The 17,643-nt window shown below is 71.8% G+C and carries 15 protein-coding genes and 1 riboswitch; of the genes, 10 read left to right on the plus strand and 5 right to left on the minus strand.

The genetic code is table 11. From position 1 onward, the window contains the following. The first annotated feature begins 119 nt into the window (after positions 1–119). Positions 120–893 (plus strand): methyltransferase domain-containing protein, encoded by a 774-nt coding sequence (locus AB0E96_RS11455; RefSeq protein ID WP_359821471.1) that lies wholly within the window; start codon positions 120–122, stop codon positions 891–893. Positions 894–965: 72 nt separating this feature from the next. On the opposite strand, the gene AB0E96_RS11460 is transcribed toward AB0E96_RS11455, so the two are convergent. Continuing rightward, positions 966–1,715, minus strand: a complete 750-nt coding sequence (locus AB0E96_RS11460) for a TetR/AcrR family transcriptional regulator (protein WP_359821474.1) — start codon at positions 1,713–1,715, stop codon at positions 966–968. 146 nt (positions 1,716–1,861) lie between these two features. Here AB0E96_RS11460 and AB0E96_RS11465 point away from each other — a divergent pair, with 146 nt between their 5' ends. Both AB0E96_RS11465 and AB0E96_RS11470 read left to right on the plus strand, forming a co-directional pair. Then, positions 1,862–2,455, plus strand: a complete 594-nt coding sequence (locus AB0E96_RS11465; protein WP_359821477.1) for an NAD(P)H-dependent oxidoreductase — start codon at positions 1,862–1,864, stop codon at positions 2,453–2,455. Positions 2,456–2,483: 28 nt separating this feature from the next. Further along, positions 2,484–4,019, plus strand: a complete 1,536-nt coding sequence (locus AB0E96_RS11470) for an MFS transporter (RefSeq protein WP_359821480.1) — start codon at positions 2,484–2,486, stop codon at positions 4,017–4,019. Between the two features lie 150 nt (positions 4,020–4,169). Here the strand turns inward: AB0E96_RS11470 and AB0E96_RS11475 are convergent, their stop codons facing one another. From AB0E96_RS11475 to gcvT, 4 genes are all read right to left on the minus strand, one after another. Then, on the minus strand, positions 4,170–5,537 hold the full coding sequence (locus tag AB0E96_RS11475; RefSeq protein WP_359821482.1) for an L-serine ammonia-lyase: 1,368 nt from the start codon (positions 5,535–5,537) through the stop codon (positions 4,170–4,172). A gap of 162 nt (positions 5,538–5,699) precedes the next feature. Then, complete coding sequence (glyA, locus tag AB0E96_RS11480) at positions 5,700–6,968, minus strand: serine hydroxymethyltransferase (protein WP_359821485.1); 1,269 nt, start codon at positions 6,966–6,968, stop codon at positions 5,700–5,702. 85 nt (positions 6,969–7,053) lie between these two features. Continuing rightward, the gene (gene gcvH, locus AB0E96_RS11485) at positions 7,054–7,428 is read right to left on the minus strand and encodes a glycine cleavage system protein GcvH (RefSeq protein ID WP_359821487.1); all 375 of its coding nucleotides are present in this window, start codon (positions 7,426–7,428) and stop codon (positions 7,054–7,056) included. A 113-nt stretch (positions 7,429–7,541) separates the two neighbouring features. Continuing rightward, complete coding sequence (gcvT, locus tag AB0E96_RS11490; protein ID WP_359821490.1) at positions 7,542–8,663, minus strand: glycine cleavage system aminomethyltransferase GcvT; 1,122 nt, start codon at positions 8,661–8,663, stop codon at positions 7,542–7,544. A 229-nt stretch (positions 8,664–8,892) separates the two neighbouring features. After that, a riboswitch (glycine riboswitch) is annotated at positions 8,893–8,994 on the minus strand. Between the two features lie 209 nt (positions 8,995–9,203). Between gcvT and AB0E96_RS11495 the strand changes: the two genes are divergently transcribed. The 7 genes from AB0E96_RS11495 (at position 9,204) to AB0E96_RS11525 (ending at position 17,619) form a co-directional block, all read left to right on the plus strand. Beyond that, positions 9,204–10,007, plus strand: coding sequence for an enhanced serine sensitivity protein SseB C-terminal domain-containing protein (locus tag AB0E96_RS11495; RefSeq protein ID WP_359821492.1), 804 nt, complete (start codon positions 9,204–9,206; stop codon positions 10,005–10,007). A gap of 116 nt (positions 10,008–10,123) precedes the next feature. After that, entirely contained in the window at positions 10,124–11,047 is a 924-nt protein-coding gene (locus AB0E96_RS11500; RefSeq protein WP_359821495.1) for an enhanced serine sensitivity protein SseB C-terminal domain-containing protein, read from the plus strand. 445 nt (positions 11,048–11,492) lie between these two features. Continuing rightward, complete coding sequence (locus AB0E96_RS11505) at positions 11,493–12,482, plus strand: ABC transporter permease (RefSeq protein WP_359821496.1); 990 nt, start codon at positions 11,493–11,495, stop codon at positions 12,480–12,482. Positions 12,483–12,574: 92 nt separating this feature from the next. Beyond that, positions 12,575–14,344, plus strand: a complete 1,770-nt coding sequence (locus AB0E96_RS11510) for an ABC transporter substrate-binding protein (protein WP_359821499.1) — start codon at positions 12,575–12,577, stop codon at positions 14,342–14,344. A gap of 98 nt (positions 14,345–14,442) precedes the next feature. Beyond that, on the plus strand, positions 14,443–15,453 hold the full coding sequence (locus AB0E96_RS11515) for an ABC transporter permease (protein ID WP_359821502.1): 1,011 nt from the start codon (positions 14,443–14,445) through the stop codon (positions 15,451–15,453). Then, on the plus strand, positions 15,450–16,520 hold the full coding sequence (locus AB0E96_RS11520) for an ABC transporter ATP-binding protein (protein ID WP_359821505.1): 1,071 nt from the start codon (positions 15,450–15,452) through the stop codon (positions 16,518–16,520). The genes AB0E96_RS11515 and AB0E96_RS11520 overlap by 4 nt, the downstream gene beginning before the upstream one ends. A 34-nt stretch (positions 16,521–16,554) precedes the next feature. Beyond that, positions 16,555–17,619, plus strand: a complete 1,065-nt coding sequence (locus tag AB0E96_RS11525; protein WP_359821506.1) for a dipeptide ABC transporter ATP-binding protein — start codon at positions 16,555–16,557, stop codon at positions 17,617–17,619. Positions 17,620–17,643 lie beyond the last annotated feature (24 nt).

Here is a 17,643-nt window from a genome sequence, read left to right on the forward strand (position 1 = left end):
CGTACAGATGTAAAGACAGCTGTACTTCTGCATGTCTGTATTGACAGAAATCTGTATCGCTGTACATTGGAAATGTGCCCAGACGGCACGAGGGGCCTCCCGTTTGCTGGGCTGACCGGATGGGACACCTGGAGAACGAGGTCCGACCGGCGGCGTACGACCGGATCGGTGTCGGGTACCGGCGGATCAGGCGGCCGGACCCGCGGTTGCACGCGCTGATCGGGGCCGCGCTGCGGGGTGCGCGCACGGTGGTCGACGTCGGGGCGGGGGCGGGGTCGTACGAGCCGGAGGACGCCGAGGTGACGGCCGTCGACCCGTCGGGGGTCATGCTCGACCAGCACCCGGGGCGGCGGAAGGTCAGGGCGTCGGCCTCGCGGCTCCCCTTCGCGGACGGGGCGTTCGACGCGGCGATGGCCGTGCTGACCGTCCACCACTGGCCCGACCTGCGGCAGGGGCTCGCCGAGCTGAGGCGGGTCGCCCGGCGGCAGGTGGTGTTCACCTGGGATCCGGCGCACCGGCCGCAACTGTGGCTGATGGAGGACTACCTGCCGGAGATCCGGCAGCTGGAGGACGGCCGCTTCACCCCGCTCGCCGCGGTGGTGGAGGCCCTGGACGCCCACACCGTGCTGCCGTTCCCCGTCCCGTACGACTTCACCGACGGCTACCAGGCCGCCTACTGGCGGAGGCCCGAGCTCTACCTCGACCCGGTCGTCCGGCAGGCCAGTTCGACCTTCGCGACGCTGCCGCCGGAGGTGGTGGAGCCGGCGATCGGGCGGCTGCGGGCCGACCTCGCCTCGGGGGAGTGGCACCGGCGGTACGCCGACCTGCTCGACCGGGAGAGCGTGGACTACGGGTACCGCCTGGTCATCGCGGGCGAGCGCCCGCAGGGGTAGCGCCCCCGTGCGCCCCGCCGCCCCTCGCGCGGGAAGTCGGACCGGCCGACTTCCCGCGCGGGGGCGGGCCGGTCAGAGGCCGAAGTGGGCGGCGATGCCGTCGAGGACGCAGTCGAGGCCGGTGGTGAACTGCCAGTCGGGGTCGTCCTTGCGGGTGGCCTCGCGGAGGTAGCGCTGGTAGGCGGGGTAGCGGCCGGTGCCCATCAGCCAGGTCATCCGGGGGGCGAGGGCGGCGCGGGTCTGGTCGCCGTCGGTCCAGCCGCGCTCGCGGCGCAGGGCCTCCAGGGTGACCTCGGCGGCGACGGAGCCGTGGACGTAGCCGGTGACGGTGCGGAACACCGCCATGGTGGTGTCGGCGTCCAGGCCGTGTTCGGCCAGGGCGGAGAGCGCGCGCTCGGGGACGGCGAGCTGGTTGGGGCCGAGGGAGAACGGGGTCGCGGCCCGGACGGTCCACGGGTGGGCGAGGTGCATGGCCCGCAGGTGGACGGCCAGGGCGCGCATGGTGTCCCGCCAGCCTTCGGCGGGGGCGTCCAGCGGGAGCCGGCCGTAGACGAAGTCGACCATCAGCTCGATGAGTTCGTCCTTGCCGGTGACGTACCGGTAGGCGGCCATCGGGGCGACGCCGAGTTCCGCCGCGAGTCGGCGCATGGTGACGGCGTCCAGGCCCTCGGCGTCGGCGAGGGCGACCGCGGCCTCGGCGATCCGGTGCGGGGTGAGCGTGGTGCGGGGCGCGGGGGCCGGGCGTTCCAGGCGTTCCCAGAGCGAGACCGGGGGCTTGTCGTCGCCGGCGGTGTCCCCGGCGGGGGCCTGCTGAGCGGGCACGGGGCGGGCTCCTTCCGACTGGGGTGGTTCGCAGCCTAGCAGCTGAAGTGTACGGCGTATCGGCTGTGGACGGCGTACGCGTTGATGTGTACGTTGTATTCGCAGCGATACGCCGTACACATCACCCGTCCCGGAGGGGGACCCCCATGTCCACGGAGCAGAGCCCGAAGGTCGCCGTCCTCGTCGGCAGCACCCGCGCGGGCCGGTTCGGCCCGGTGGTGGCCGACTGGCTGATCCGCCACCTCGACGCACGCGGCGGCACGGCCGTCGACCGGATCGACCTGGTGGAGACCCCGCTGCCGGTCATCTTCCCGTCCTTCGGCGGCGAACTGCCCCCGGGCGACGCCGAGCTGCTGGCCGCCGTATCGCCCCGGCTGGAGGCGGCCGACGCCTTCGTGATCGTCGTGCCGGAGTACAACCACAGCTTCCCGGCCTCGCTGAAGAACGCCATCGACTGGCACAACCAGCAGTGGCACGGCAAGCCGGTCGCCTTCGTCTCGTACGGCGGCCGCTCCGGCGGCCTCCGCGCCGTCGAGCAACTCCGGGTGGTGATGGCCGAGTTGAACGCCGCGACGATCCGCAACACGGTCAGCTTCCACGGCGCCGCGCAGTGCTTCGACGCCGAGGGCGGGGCGCTCGACCCGGCCGCCGACGCCGCCGCCAAGGCGATGCTGGACCAACTCGACTGGTGGGCACGGGCGTTGCGGGAGGCCCGGCAGGCCCGCCCGTTCGCGGCCTGAGCCCGGGGGAGGGGGAAGGACCGTGGTCGTGGAACCGCCCGAGGCCAGGCCCAAGCCGCCGCTGACCGGCGTGGTCGGGCTGATGCTCGGCATCTTCCTCGCGGCCCTCGACGGGGAGATCATCAGCACCGCACTGCCCACCGTCGTCGGCGACCTCGGCGGGCTGGAGCACCTCTCCTGGGCCCTCACCGCCTACCTGCTGACCTCCGCCGCCACCACCCCGATCTGGGGCCGGCTCGGCGACCTGTACGGGCGCAAGGGCGCGTACCAGTGGTCGGTGGTGGTGTTCCTCGCGGGCTCGGTGCTCTCCGGGCTCGCCCAGTCCATGGCGCAGCTGGTGGTCTTCCGGGGCCTCCAGGGGATCGGCGCGGGCGGGCTGATGGTCGGCGCGCTCTCCGTGATCGGGGTGCTCGTCCCGCCCGGCGACCGGGCCCGGGTGCAGTCCGTGATCGGCGTGCTGATGCCGGTCGCCTTCGTCGGCGGACCGCTGCTCGGAGGCCTGCTCACCGAACGCCTCAGCTGGCGCTGGGCCTTCTACGTCAACCTGCCGATCGGGCTGTTCGCCCTGCTCGCGGTCGGTGTCGGGGTGCGGCTGCGCACCGAGCGGGTGCGCGCGCCGTTCGACTGGACCGGGGTCGTCCTGCTGACCACCGGCATCACCGCGCTCACCCTGGTCGGTACCTGGGGCGGGGTGGCCTACTCCTGGACCTCCCCGCAGCTGCTCGGCGCGGCGGCCGTCGCGGTGGTCGCGGTGGCCTGGTTCGTCCGGACCGAGCTGCGCGCCCCCGGGCCGCTGATCCCGCCCGCGCTGTTCCGCGTCCGCAACTTCACGGTCGCGCAGGTGCTCGCCTTCCTGTCCGGGGCGATCATGCTCGCCCTGATCGGCTACCTGCCGCAGTACTTCCAGTTCGTCCAGGGCGTCTCGCCCACCGTCGGCGGGCTGCTCCTGCTGCCGCTGATGCTCGGCATGATGGCCACCCAGCTGGTGACGGCGCGGCTGATGGGCCGGCCCGGCGGCGAGCGGCGCTACCCGCTGCTCGGCGGGGTGCTGGCCTTCGCCGGGTCCGCCCTGCTCCTGCTCCTCGGCCCCGGTACGCCGGTGGCCCTCGGCTCGGCGCTCACCGCCGTCGCCGGGGTCGGGATCGGCCTGCTGACCCAGAGCACCCTGCTGACCTCGATGGGCACCGTGCCGCCGCAGGACATGGGCGCGGCGATGGGCGTGGTGACGCTGTTGCGGAGCATCGGCGGCTCGCTGGGCATGGCCGTGCTCGGCGCGGTCTACTCGGCGCGGCTCACCGGCTCGCTCGCGGAGCACCTGGGCGCCGAGGACGCCGGCCGCCTCACCGGCGGCGCCCTGACGCCGTCGGCCCTCGCCGGGCTCCCGGGCGGGGTCCGGGACGCCGTCGGGGCCGCGGTCACCGGCGGGGTGCACGGCACGGCCGCGGGAGGCGCGGTGCTGGCCGCGGCGGCCGCGGCGGTCGCCCTCCTGGCCCGCCCGCAGCGGCCGGCGCCGCAGGAGCCGGCGGAGGCCGCCGCCGGGCCCCGGGTGGAGGCAGGGGCCTGAGAGGACCCACGGGGGACCACGGGGGACCACGGGGACCACGGGGACCACGGGGATCGGGGGGACCGCGAGGGGACGGGGGACGGGGGACGGGGGAGACACGGCGGCCCCCGGCGGAGCAGGACTCCGCCGGGGGCCGTCAGGCTGCCGGGATCAGCACTCGATGACGTTCACGGCGAGGCCGCCGCGCGAGGTCTCCTTGTACTTGATCTTCATGTCGGCGCCGGTCTCCTTCATCGTCTTGATCGCCTTGTCCAGCGAGACGTGGTGCCGGCCGTCGCCGCGCAGAGCCATCCGGGCCGCGGTGACGGCCTTGACCGAGGCCATGCCGTTGCGCTCGATGCAGGGGATCTGGACCAGGCCGCCGACCGGGTCGCAGGTGAGGCCGAGGTTGTGCTCGATGCCGATCTCGGCGGCGTTCTCGACCTGCTCGGGGGTGCCGCCGAGGACCTCGGCGAGGCCGCCCGCGGCCATCGAGCAGGCGGAGCCGACCTCGCCCTGGCAGCCGACCTCGGCGCCGGAGATGGAGGCGTTCTCCTTGAAGAGCATGCCGATGGCGCCGGCCGCGAGCAGGAAGCGGACGATGCCGTCGTCGTCGGCGCCCGGGATGAAGTTCAGGTAGTAGTGCAGGACGGCCGGGATGATCCCGGCGGCGCCGTTGGTCGGCGCGGTGACGACCCGGCGGCCGGAGGCGTTCTCCTCGTTGACCGCCATCGCGTAGAGGGTCACCCACTCCATCGCGTTGGCCGGCCCGATGCCCTCGGCGCGCAGGGCACGGGCGCCGGACGCGGCCCGGCGGCGGACCTTCAGCCCGCCCGGCAGGATCCCCTCGCGGGACATGCCGGCCCGCACGCACTCCTGCATCACGGACCAGATCTCCAGCAGACCGGTCCGGATCTCCTCCTCGCTGCGCCAGGCCTTCTCGTTCTCCAGCATCAGGCCGGAGATGGACAGCCCGGTCTCCCGGCTGAGCCGCAGCAGCTCGTCACCGGTGCGGAAGGGGTACTTCAGCGCGGTGTCGTCGGGCTTGACCCGGTCCGCGCCGATCGCGTCCTCGTCCACGACGAAGCCGCCGCCGACCGAGTAGTAGGTCTTCTCCAGCAGGGTCGAGCCGTCCGCCGCGTACGCCCACAGGGTCATCCCGTTGGCGTGGTACGGCAGCGAGCGGCGGCGGTGCAGGACCAGCTGGGTGTCCGGGTCGAAGTCGATGCTGTGCTCGCCGAGCAGGTTGATCCGCTTCTCGGCGAGGATCCGCTCGACGTCCTTGTCGGCCTGGTCGACGTCGACGGTGCGGGGCGAGGCGTTCTCCAGGCCCAGCAGGACGGCCTTCGGGGTGCCGTGGCCGTGGCCGGTGGCGCCGAGCGAGCCGTACAGCTCCGCACGCACGCCCGTCACCCCGTCCAGCAGGCCCTCGGTGCGCAGTCGGCGGGCGAACATCCGGGCGGCGCGCATCGGGCCCACGGTGTGGGAGCTCGACGGGCCGATGCCGATGGAGAAGAGGTCGAAGACGCTGATGGCCACGGGGGACGTCCTTGTCTGGTCTCGTGGAAGGACTTGCGGGCAGGGAGGGGCCGACACGGGACGGGGCACCGCGCGCACTGTCCAGTGTGCGCGGTGCCCCGGGGCGCCAGGAACGCCGGAGGGGTGAGGCCGGTCACCCCGCCCGAACGATCACCGGAGTGATCAGAGGTTCGGGTACAGCGGGTACTTCTCGGCCAGGGCGGCGACCCGGGCCTTCAGCGCGGCGGCGACGGTCTCGTCGAAGGCGGGCTTGAGCGCCTCGGCGATGATGTCGGCGACCTCGCTGAAGTCCTCGGCCTGGAAGCCGCGGGTGGCCAGGGCCGGGGTGCCGATGCGCAGGCCCGAGGTGACCATCGGCGGACGCGGGTCGTTCGGGATCGCGTTGCGGTTGACGGTGATGCCGACCTCGTGGAGGCGGTCCTCGGCCTGCTGGCCGTCGAGCTGGCTGTTGCGCAGGTCGACCAGGACCAGGTGGACGTCGGTGCCGCCGGACAGCACGCTGGCGCCGGCCTCGGCCACGTCGGCCTGGAGCAGGCGCTCGGCGAGGATGCGGGCGCCGTCCAGGGTGCGCTGCTGGCGCTCCTTGAACTCCTCCGAGGCCGCGACCTTGAAGGCGACCGCCTTGCCGGCGATCACGTGCTCCAGCGGGCCGCCCTGCTGGCCGGGGAAGACCGCGGAGTTGATCTTCTTGGCGTACTCGGCCTTGGACAGGATGACGCCGCCGCGCGGGCCGCCCAGGGTCTTGTGGGTGGTGGTGGTGACCACGTCCGCGTAGGGGACCGGGTTCGGGTGCAGCCCGGCGGCCACCAGGCCGGCGAAGTGCGCCATGTCCACCATGAGCAGCGCGCCGACCTCGTCGGCGACCCGGCGGAACGCGGCGAAGTCGAGCTGACGCGGGTAGGCCGACCAGCCGGCGATGATCAGCTTCGGCTGGTGCTCCTTGGCGAGGCGCTCGACCTCGGCCATGTCGACCTGGCCGGTCTTCTCGTCCACGTGGTACGCGGCCACGTTGTAGAGCTTGCCGGAGAAGTTGATCTTCATGCCGTGGGTCAGGTGACCGCCGTGGGCCAGGCTCAGGCCCAGGATGGTGTCGCCCGGCTGGATCAGCGCGAACATCGCGGCGGCGTTGGCCTGCGCGCCCGAGTGCGGCTGGACGTTGGCGTGCTCGGCGCCGAACAGGGCCTTGATGCGGTCGATCGCGATCTGCTCGACCACGTCGACGTGCTCGCAGCCGCCGTAGTAGCGGCGGCCGGGGTAGCCCTCCGCGTACTTGTTGGTGAGCACCGAGCCCTGGGCCTCCATGACCGCCACCGGGGCGAAGTTCTCGGAGGCGATCATCTCCAGGGTGGTCTGCTGGCGGTGCAGCTCGGCGTCGACCGCGGCGGCGATCTCCGGGTCGAGGGCGTGCAGGGACTGGTTGAGAACCGTCATGGTGTGGTCTTCCCGGTGGAGGTGGAAAGGGGGCCGCGGCTGGGGCGGGGCGGCCGCCGCGCGGAGGCCGCCCCGGTCAGGTGTCTCAGCCGCCGATGAAGGCGGTGTACTCGTCCGCGCTGAGCAGGGTGTCGGTGGCCTCGACGCGCACCTTGATCAGCCAGGCGTTCCCGAACGGGTCCGCGTTCACGGACGCCGGGTCGTCGACGACGTCCTGGTTGATCTCGACGACCTCGCCGGTCACGGGGGAGAACAGGTCGCTGACCGACTTGGTGGACTCCAGCTCGCCACAGGTCTCCCCGGCGGTCACGGTGTCGCCGACCGCGGGCAGCTGCACGTAGACGATGTCACCGAGCGCGGTGGCGGCGTGCTCGGTGATGCCGATCGTGGAGACACCGTCCTCGGCGGCCGTCAGCCACTCGTGCTCCTTGGTGTACTGCAGGTGCTGGGGGTTGCTCATGGCGTCATTCTCCAGGATGGGAAGCGGGTACGACGAAGCGGGCCGCCGCGCGGACGGCTGCGACGTGCGTGTATGGGAAAACCGGGGCCCTGCGGAGGCTCGGGGCGGTGGGCTCAGCGGGCGCGCTTGTAGAACGGCAGCGCCACGACCTGGACGGGCTCGTGCTTGCCGCGGACGTCCACCGCGACGGTGGTGCCGGGCTCCGCGTGGGCGGCGTCGACGTAGGCCATCGCGATCGGCCGGCCCAGGGTCGGGGACGGCGCGCCGGAGGTGATCCGGCCGATCGGCTCGCCCTCGGTGGAGACCACGGTGTACTCGGCGCGCGGCACCCGCTTGCCGTCGGAGACCAGGCCGACCAGCTTCTTCGGCGGGTTGGTCTCGGCCGCGGCGGCGGCCTGCTCCAGCGCCTTGCGGCCGACGAAGGCGCCCTCGTTGGTGGTCTTGTCGAAGCGCACGACCCGGCCCAGGCCCGCGTCGAACGGGGTCAGGTCGGTGGACAGCTCGTGCCCGTACAGCGGCATGCCGGCCTCCAGGCGCAGCGTGTCGCGGCAGGACAGGCCACAGGGGATCAGGCCCCGGCCCTCGCCGGCGGCGGTCAGCGCCTGCCAGACCGGCTCGGCGTCGACCGGGTGGCAGAAGATCTCGAAGCCGTCCTCGCCGGTGTAGCCGGTGCGGGCGAGCAGCACGTCGCGGCCGGCCACCTTGGCCGGGAGGATCGCGTAGTACTTCAGCCCGGGCAGGTCGGCGTCGGTGGTCCCGGCCAGGATGCCGGTGGCCTCCGGGCCCTGGACGGCGATCAGCGCGTAGGTGTCGCGGTCGTCGGTGACGACGGCGTCGAAGCCCTTGGCACGGGCGATCAGCTCGTCGAGGACCAGCTGGGCGTTGGAGGCGTTGGCGACGACCAGGAAGGCGTCCTCGCGCAGGCGGTAGACGATCAGGTCGTCCAGGATGCCGCCGTCCTCGGCACAGATCATGGTGTAGCGGGCGCGCAGCTCGCCCAGCGCGGAGACGAAGCCGACCAGCGCGTGGTCCAGCATCTCGCCGGCCTGCGGGCCGGTGACGGTGATCTCGCCCATGTGGGAGAGGTCGAACAGGCCGGCCTTGGTGCGGACGGCGAGGTGCTCCTCGCGCTCGCTGCCGTAGCGCAGCGGCATGTCCCAGCCGGCGAAGTCGGTCATGGTCGCGCCGAGGGCGCGGTGCAGCGCGTCGAGCGCGGTCAGGCGGAGGGACGACATGGCCAGGAACTCCTCGGTCGGGGCACTCAGGGGTGCACGCGCCGGACCGGACCCGAAACGGGGCCGACCCTGCGCGCGGGCATGCGGCGGCGTGGGTCTCCCCATCTGTCGTCGAACCTGAGAGCTTCACCGCCCGCCGCCCGCAGCCGTTTCCAGCTTGGGGGACAGCATGGCGGCTTGCACCGTGGGTGGGCGCACGACAGGGCCGGGCGCCGCTTTCCAGATGTGCCTAACCCGTGCGGTAGGGGTGCCTGAGAGATTCCGGGGAGGACTTGCTCCTTCGGCGCCGGCTGTGCCTGAACGGCACTCCGGGCTCTCCCGCGCGGGTTCGAGCGGCCGGTATGGAGTTGGTGGGGCCCGCGGCGCATGCCGTCGGACGGGCACATCATGGCACGTCCCGGAGCGGGAGGGGAGAGGGGACCCGGTCACATCGGCCGGACCCGAACACGAGTCCTGACCCCACACCCCCCTCGCCTCTAGACTGCTGCGCGTCGGCGCAGCAGAGGGCGGCCGACCGGCAGAGGGCGGAATCGGCGGCGCATGGGGTACCCGGTGGAGCAGCAGCAGGGGTGGGGCGGAGCGGACGAGGCGCCGGCGGGCGGCTCGTGGCCGGCCAACGAGCTGGAGCAGGTGCTGACCGCGGCCCTGGGCGATCCGGGCGCGACGGCACGGGTGATCGAGGTGCTGGCCCGCAGTCAGGTCTGGGTACCGCTGCCGGCCGGGGCCGACCCGCAGGGGCAGGCGCTGGACCTGCCGACCGTCGAGCTGGGCGGGGACCCGTACGTGCCGGTGTTCTCCTCCCAGGAGGTGTTCCTCCAGCAGGCGCCGGGGATGGCCTTCGCGATCGCCCCGGTGTGGGAGTTCGCCCGCGGACTGCCGCTGGGCGTGGGCATCGCGGTGAACCCGGACGCGGCGGTGGGCATCCCGGTGCCGCCGCAGGGCGTCGCCGAGCTGCGCCGCGGTCCGCGCGAGGACCGCTGGGAGGCCGCCGGGGACGCCTCGGCACCGACCGGCGGGCGGGTGGCGCTGCGCGAGCCGGTGCCGGGCGAGGACCCGGAGCACTTCCTGGCCGCCTGCCGGGGCGAACTGTCGGCACTGCCCGGGGTGCTGACCGCGCGCAGGGCGCTGGCCAGCATCGAGGGCGAGCCGACCGTGATGTTCGTGGGCGTCCAGTTGGACCCGGCGGCCCCGGCCGACCCGGCCGCGGTGAACGACGCGCTCGGCCGAGCGCTGGGAACCGCGCCGCTGCCCGGCGGCGTCCACCTCGTACTGCTCGACCTCGCCGACGACCCGGTGGTCGAGTGGCTGCTCACCCGGGTACTGCCGTTCTATACGCGGGCCTGAGCGGGTCCGGATCAAAGGCACGTCGCCGTGGCGGTGGCCGGTGCCGCGCCATAGGGTGCGTGCAGACGGCCGACGGGCCGGCGGGTTGAGGGAAAGAGGCGCGGCGAGGTGGGCGCATGAGTGCGGGAACGGGAGCGGGCGGTGTGCCGGGGGCCTGGGGCCAGGCACCGGCCGGGCGCCCGGGAGCTGATCCCGGCGCGTTGGAGCGCGCCCTGCGCGATGTCGCGCCGGAGCGCTACGACGCGTACGAGCGGCTGCTGCACGCGCTGGCGGACGGCCAGGTCTGGATGCTGCTGTGGCACGGCACCCCGGGCAGCCCGGACGCGCAGTACGGGAACATGGAGATCAGCGGCCACGGCTACGCGCCCGCCGTCACCTCGTCCGAACAGCTGACCTCCTCCGGCTGGGCCCGGGCCCACGAGGTCATCTCCGGCCGGGAGATCGCGGCCTCGCTGTACCGCACCCGCTGGGGCCTGTGGCTCAATCCGCACGCGCCCGGCGGCGGCGTCGGGGTGCCCTGGGCCGACCTGCGGCGGATCGCCGCCGGCCTGGACCGGCTGCCGGCGGGCCCGTTGAAGCTGAGCGAGCCGCAGTTGAACGCCCAGCCGTTCTTCGCGCTGCTGGAGCGGCAGGCCGTCGAGGTGCGCGCGGTACGGGCGCTGCGCCGGGCCTGGGTGCAGCCCGCGGTGGGCGAGCCGTACCTGGCCATCGGCCTTGACCTGTACGAGAGTTCGCCGCCGGCCGTGGAGGCGGTGCGGGCGCTGATGCAGCGCGCGATCGCGGTGGCCCCGGAGGGGCTCGCGGTGTCCACGGTGGCGATGTCGGACGAGTACGACCCGGTGGCGCTGTGGATGCGCGCCAACGCCCGGCCGTTCTTCGACCGGGAGGCGGGCCGACCGCCGACGGGCCCCTACCCGCCGGTGCCCCCGCCGCCCTACCCCGGCCAGTCGATGCCGGGCTACGCGTACGGAACCCAGCCGCCGGCGCAGGGCTGGCAGCAGCAACCGCAGCGGCCCTGGCCCGGCTACCCCGGGCGCTGATTGCCAAAACTCATTCCCCGAAGCCGACTTGATTGTCCATCAAGTCGGCTTCGATGCTTTCCGGACGAATTTCCTGAAGTGCGACCCGGTCATCTTGACATGGCAGTTACAGCCATGTGAAGAGGTATATGCCAGAGATCGGGGAGGTGCATGCACACAGATCACAGTTGGGCATCTGTCGGTTGGCAGGGCTGGCGCAAGCCAGTTCGGATGGCAGAGAGTTCTGCGCAACGCACCGCGCGTGCTGGAACCCCACAAAGGTGAGCGCGTACGCCGACAGCCCGTCCACGCGACGCCCATCCCGCGTGGTGGCAGTGCCTGTGCACGACGCACTGCCGTCAACACCCGCTCCTCCTAAGCACTTCCGCACGTCCGCAGCCGCACCGCCGAAGCCGGCGACCGGCACCCGTGGGCCGGCCACCGTCGGCGAGGGGACCAACTGACCATGACCGCATCCGTGACCACCGCCGGGAACGAACCGGAGGCACCCGCCGCCGCCAGCCCGGCCAAGAAGATCGAGGGCCGCTCCCTCGGCCAGATCGCCTGGACCCGCTTCAAGCGGGACAAGGCCGCCGTCGCCGGCGGCATCGTGGTGATCCTGCTGATCCTGCTCGCCGTGCTGGCCAAGCCGATCGAGTCGATGTTCGGGCTCGACCCGGACGCCCTCCACCAGGACCTCCTGGACGCCGACCTCGGTGGCCTGCCGTTCGGCGACTGGGGCGGCATGAGCTGGGACCACCCGCTCGGCATCGACCCGCTCCAGGGCCGTGACCTGCTCACCCGCGTCATCGAGGGCTCCTGGGTCTCCCTGCTGGTCGCCTTCGGCGCGACCCTGCTGTCCAACACCATCGGCACCGTGCTCGGCATCATGGCCGGCTACTACGGCGGCTGGGTGGACACCCTGATCAGCCGGGTGATGGACGTCTTCCTGGCGTTCCCGCTGCTGCTCTTCGCCATCGCGATCTCGACCTCGCTGCAGGGCGGGGCGTTCGGCCTGCACGGGCTGCCGCTGCACATGCTGGTGCTGATCTTCGTGATCGGCTTCTTCAACTGGCCCTACATGGGCCGGATCGTGCGCGGCCAGACCCTCTCGCTGCGCGAGCGGGAGTTCGTCCACGCCGCCCGCAGCCTGGGTGCCCGCGGTCCGTTCATCCTGTTCAAGGAACTGCTGCCCAACCTGGTCGGTCCGATCCTGGTCTACTCGACGCTGCTGATCCCGACCAACATCCTCTTCGAGGCGGGGCTGAGCTTCCTCGGCGTCGGCATCCAGCCGCCCCAGGCCTCCTGGGGCGGGATGCTCCAGGACGCGATCCGGTACTACCAGGTGGACCCCCAGTACATGGTGGTCCCCGGCCTGGCGATCTTCGTGACCGTGCTCGCCTTCAACCTGCTCGGCGACGGCCTGCGCGACGCCCTCGATCCCAAGAACAACTGACCACGCGTCACCCGTCAGCAACGCACGACCGACTGACCCCGCGTCAGGACCCTCGACACCTCCTCCACCTCCCCAAGGGGTTGATCTCACCCATGCGCAGGTCCCGTACCGTCGCCCTGACCGCTGCGGCCGCCGCCGCGGTCCTGGTCGTCACCGGCTGCACCAGCTCGTCGAAGGGCGGCTCCTCCTCGTCCTCCTCCGGCGCCGCCGAGGGCGGCTCCGGCGCCAACGCCGCCACCAAGGGCGTCGTCAACGCCTCGGACAAGAAGGGCGGGACGGTGACCTTCGAGATGAAGGGCACCCCGGACTCGCTCGACCCGGGCAACACGTACTACGCGTACATCTACAACTTCTCGCGTCTGTACGCCCGTTCGCTCACCACCTTCAACCCGGCGCCGGGCGACGCGGGCAACAAGCTCGTCCCCGACCTCGCCGAGTCGATGGGCCAGGTCAGCCCGGACGGCCTCACCTGGACGTACAAGCTGCGCAAGGGCCTGAAGTACGACGACGGCAGCGCGATCTCCGCGAAGGACGTCAAGTACGCCATCGAGCGCTCGAACTACGCGCTGGACGTGAACTCCAACGGCCCGGTCTACTTCCGCGAGCACCTGGTGGACAACGCCACGCCGTACGCCGGCCCGTACAAGGACAAGGACGGCGGCCTCGACTCGATCGAGACGCCGGACGACACCACGATCGTCTTCCACCTGAAGCACCCCTTCGCCGACTTCGACTACCTGGTCAGCGCCCCGCAGACCGCGCCCGTCCCGCAGGCCAAGGACACCGGCTCGGACTACGTGAAGAAGATCGTCTCCTCCGGCTCCTACAAGTTCGAGTCCTACGAGGACGGCAAGCAGGCCGTCCTGGTCCCGAACACCAACTGGGACCCGAGCACCGACCCGATCCGCAAGCAGCTCGCGGACAAGATCCTGCTCAGGATGAACATCGACCAGGCCACCATCGACAAGGACCTGCTGGCCGGCAACGCCCAGGTCGACCTGGTGGGCGGCGGCGTCGACCCGCAGACCCAGGCGCAGATCCTCCAGAACCCCAAGCTGAAGGCCAACACCGACAACGCCTACGGCGGCCGCCTGGTCTACATGGCGATCAACTCCAAGATCGCGCCGTTCGACAACATCGAGTGCCGCAAGGCCGTGCAGTACGCGGTCGACAAGGTCTCGGTGCAGACCGCGCTCGGCGGCCCGATCCGCGGCCAGATCGCCAACAGCGTCCTGCCGGCCGACATCCCCGGCCACCAGGACTTCAACCTGTACGAGACCAAGGACAACAAGGGCGACGAGGCCAAGGCCAAGGAAGCCCTGAAGGCCTGCGGCAAGGAGGGCGGCATCAACACCGTCCTGTCGGCCCGCACCGAGCGCGCCACCGAGGTCGCCGCGGCCACCTCGATCCAGGCCGCGCTGAAGAAGGTCGGCATCAACGCCGAGATCCAGCAGTACCCGCAGGGCAAGTACCTCCAGGACGCCGCCGGCTCGCCGCAGTTCGCGGCCGAGCACAACATCGGCCTGATGATGATGCAGTGGGGCGCCGACTGGCCGACCGGCTTCGGCTTCCTCCAGCAGATCGTCGACGGCCGCACCATCAAGCCGTCCGGCAACAACAACCTGGCGCAGCTGGACGACCCCGCGGTCAACAAGCTGATCGACGACTCCGCGATCAACACCGACAAGGCGGCCCGCGAGAAGATCTACGGCGACATCGACAAGAAGGTCATGGAGCAGGCGGTCTACGTGCCGCTGACCTACTTCAAGGTCTTCCTGTACCGGCCGGACAACGCCACCAACATGGTCTCCACGTCGGCGTTCTCGGGTGAGTACGACTACCTGAACATCGGCACCAAGTAAGAGCCTGGCTCCGCATCCCTGAAGGCAGGTGAAGGCAGCGGCGCCCGCCGCCCTCCGGAAGATCCCGGACGGCGGCGGGCCGCCGGAGCCGCCCAACTGTGTTTGCCTACATCATCCGCAGGATCATCGCGGCGGCGATTTTGCTGCTGGTCGTCAGCGCCGTCACCTTCGCGATCTTCTTCCTGCTCCCGCGCCTCGCCGGGGAGACGGCCGACCAACTGGCCGCCCAGTACATCGGGAAGAACCCGTCGCCCGAGGCGATCGCGGCGGTCAAGCAGAACCTCGGCCTCGACCAACCGCTCTACAGCCAGTACGGCAAGTTCCTCAAGGGGCTGGTCAGCGGAGCCGAGTACACGTTCGGCCCGGAACCGGCCACCTGTCACGTGCCCTGCTTCGGCTACTCCTTCAAGAACCACCTCGAGGTCTGGCCCGAGCTGACCAAGCGGATCCCGGTCACCGTCTCGCTGGCCGCCGGCGCGGCCGTGCTCTGGCTGGTCTCCGGCGTCGCCACCGGCGTCGTCTCCGCGCTCAAGCCGCGCTCGATCTTCGACCGGCTCTCCATGGGCGTCGCGCTCGCCGGCGTCTCGCTGCCGGTCTTCTTCACCGGCGCGCTGCTGCTCACGCTGTTCAGCTACGAGTGGCCGATCCTGGACAACCTGCAGTACGTGAACCTCACCGACGACCCGCTGATGTGGGCCCGCAACCTGATCCTGCCGTGGATCTCGCTGGCCTTCCTCTACTCCGCGCTCTACGCCCGGCTCACCCGCGCCGGAATGCTGGAGACCATGAGCGAGGACTACATCCGCACCGCCCGGGCGAAGGGCCTGGTCGAGCGCAAGGTCGTCACCCGGCACGGGCTGCGCGCCGCGCTCACCCCGATCGTCACGATCTTCGGCATGGACCTCGGGCTGCTGCTCGGCGGCGCGCTGATCACCGAGCAGGTCTTCTCGCTCCAGGGCGTCGGCCAGTTCGCCGTCCAGGCGATCTCCGACAACGACCTGCCCAAGATCCTCGGCGTCACCCTGCTGGCCGCCTTCTTCATCGTCGTCTGCAACCTCGTGGTCGACCTCCTGTACGCGCTCGTCGACCCCCGGGTGAGGCTCTCGTGACCGACCTCCAGAAGACCCCGGCGGACGCCGCCCCGACCCCGACCGGCGACCCGTTCCTCTCCGTGCGCGACCTGCGGATCCACTTCGACACCGACGACGGCCTCGTCCGCTCGGTGGACGGGGTCAGCTTCGACCTGCACAAGGGCCGCACCCTCGGCATCGTCGGCGAGTCCGGCTCCGGCAAGTCCGTCACCTCGCTCGGCATCATGGGCCTGCACCGCTCCAAGCGGGCCCGGATCAGCGGCGAGATCCGGCTGAACGGCGAGGACCTGGTCGCGGCCGGCCCGGACCGGGTGCGCCAACTGCGCGGCCGCGAACTGGCGATGATCTTCCAGGACCCGCTGACCGCGATGCACCCCTACTACACGGTGGGGCAGCAGATCGTCGAGGCGTACCGGGTGCACCACCCCCAGGCCACCAAGAAGCAGGCCCGGGCCCGCGCCGTCGAGATGCTCGACCGGGTCGGCATCCCCCAGCCGGACCGCCGGGTGGACGACTACCCGCACCAGTTCTCCGGCGGCATGCGCCAGCGCGCGATGATCGCCATGGCACTGGTCAACGACCCCTCCCTGCTGATCGCCGACGAGCCCACCACCGCCCTGGACGTCACCGTCCAGGCGCAGATCCTGGACCTCATCCGCGACCTCCAGGAGGAGTTCGGCTCCGCCGTCATCATCATCACCCACGACCTCGGAGTGGTCGCCGAACTGGCCGACGACATCCTGGTCATGTACGGCGGCAAGTGCGTCGAGCGCGGCCCCGCCGAGACCCTCTTCGACGCGCCCGAACACCCCTACACCTGGGGGCTGCTGGGCTCGATGCCGCGGCTGGACCGGGAACTCCAGGACCGGCTGGTGCCGGTCAAGGGCACCCCGCCCAGCCTGATCAACGTGCCGTCCGGCTGCGCGTTCCACCCGCGCTGCCCGTACGCCGACCGGACCGGCGGGCGCTCCACGAGCGAGGTCCCGGTGCTGGCCGAAGCCGCGCCCGGACACTTCGCGGCCTGCCACCTGGCGGCCGACGAGCGGCACCGCGTCTTCGCCGAAGAGATCGCGCCCCGGCTGTGAGCCCGGCCTCGTACCACCTTTCTGGAGAGAACCGATGACGGACACTCAGACGGCGAGCACCCCGTCGCCGGCCCCCGCCCCCGGCCGCGAGCCGCTGCTGAAGGTGGCCGGCCTGACCCGGCACTTCCCGATCCGCGGCGGGCTGCTGCGGCGCCAGACCGGCGCGGTGCGGGCCGTCGACGGCATCGACTTCACGGTCAACGCCGGTGAGACGCTGGGCGTCGTGGGCGAGTCCGGCTGCGGCAAGTCGACCATGGGCCGACTGGTCACCCGGCTCGACGAACCGACCGGCGGGACCATCGAGTTCGAGGGCACCGACATCACCCACCTGGGCGTCGGGGCGATGCGACCGCTGCGCCGCGACATCCAGATGATCTTCCAGGACCCGTACTCCTCGCTGAACCCCCGGCACACCGTCGGCACCATCGTGGGAGCGCCGTTCAAGCTCCAGGACGCGGTGCCGGCGGGCGGCCTCAAGAAGGCCGTCCAGGACCTGCTGGAGCTCTGCGGCCTCAGCCCCGAGCACTACAACCGCTACCCGCACGAGTTCTCCGGCGGCCAGCGCCAGCGCATCGGCATCGCCCGGGCGCTCGCGCTCAAGCCGAAGATGATCGTCGCGGACGAGCCGGTCTCGGCGCTGGACGTGTCGATCCAGGCGCAGGTGGTCAACCTGCTGGACGACCTCCAGACGGAGCTCGGGCTGACCTACCTGATCATCGCGCACGACCTCTCGGTGGTCCGGCACGTCTCGGACCGGGTCGCGGTGATGTACCTCGGCAAGATCGTCGAGATCGCCGACCGGGACTCGCTCTACCGCAGCCCGATGCACCCGTACACCAACGCGCTGATGTCCGCGGTGCCCGTCCCGGACCCGCGCCGCCGCCAGCGCGCGGGCCGCGAGCGGATCCTGCTCAAGGGCGACGTCCCCTCGCCGATCAACCCGCCCAGCGGCTGCCGCTTCCGCACCCGGTGCTGGAAGGCGCAGGACGTGTGCGCGAGCCAGGAGCCGCCGCTGGTGGCGCTCAAGACCGGGCACCAGGTGGCGTGCCACTTCCCGGAGAACGCTCCGGAGAACGCTCCGGAGGGCGCCACGGCCTGAGGCCCCGAACGAGGGAGGCCGCCC

It is taken from the genome of Kitasatospora sp. NPDC036755 (assembly GCF_040636595.1).
Classification (GTDB): domain Bacteria; phylum Actinomycetota; class Actinomycetes; order Streptomycetales; family Streptomycetaceae; genus Kitasatospora.

Coding starts and splice junctions, on each gene's coding strand:
- AB0E96_RS11455 (WP_359821471.1), top strand. CDS start 120: ATGGGACACCTGGAGAACGAGGTCCGACCGGCGGCGTACGACCGGATC.
- AB0E96_RS11465 (WP_359821477.1), top strand. CDS start 1,862: ATGTCCACGGAGCAGAGCCCGAAGGTCGCCGTCCTCGTCGGCAGCACC.
- glyA (WP_359821485.1), bottom strand. CDS start 6,968: ATGACGGTTCTCAACCAGTCCCTGCACGCCCTCGACCCGGAGATCGCC.
- gcvH (WP_359821487.1), bottom strand. CDS start 7,428: ATGAGCAACCCCCAGCACCTGCAGTACACCAAGGAGCACGAGTGGCTG.
- gcvT (WP_359821490.1), bottom strand. CDS start 8,663: ATGTCGTCCCTCCGCCTGACCGCGCTCGACGCGCTGCACCGCGCCCTC.
- AB0E96_RS11495 (WP_359821492.1), top strand. CDS start 9,204: ATGGGGTACCCGGTGGAGCAGCAGCAGGGGTGGGGCGGAGCGGACGAG.
- AB0E96_RS11500 (WP_359821495.1), top strand. CDS start 10,124: ATGAGTGCGGGAACGGGAGCGGGCGGTGTGCCGGGGGCCTGGGGCCAG.
- AB0E96_RS11505 (WP_359821496.1), top strand. CDS start 11,493: ATGACCGCATCCGTGACCACCGCCGGGAACGAACCGGAGGCACCCGCC.
- AB0E96_RS11510 (WP_359821499.1), top strand. CDS start 12,575: ATGCGCAGGTCCCGTACCGTCGCCCTGACCGCTGCGGCCGCCGCCGCG.
- AB0E96_RS11525 (WP_359821506.1), top strand. CDS start 16,555: ATGACGGACACTCAGACGGCGAGCACCCCGTCGCCGGCCCCCGCCCCC.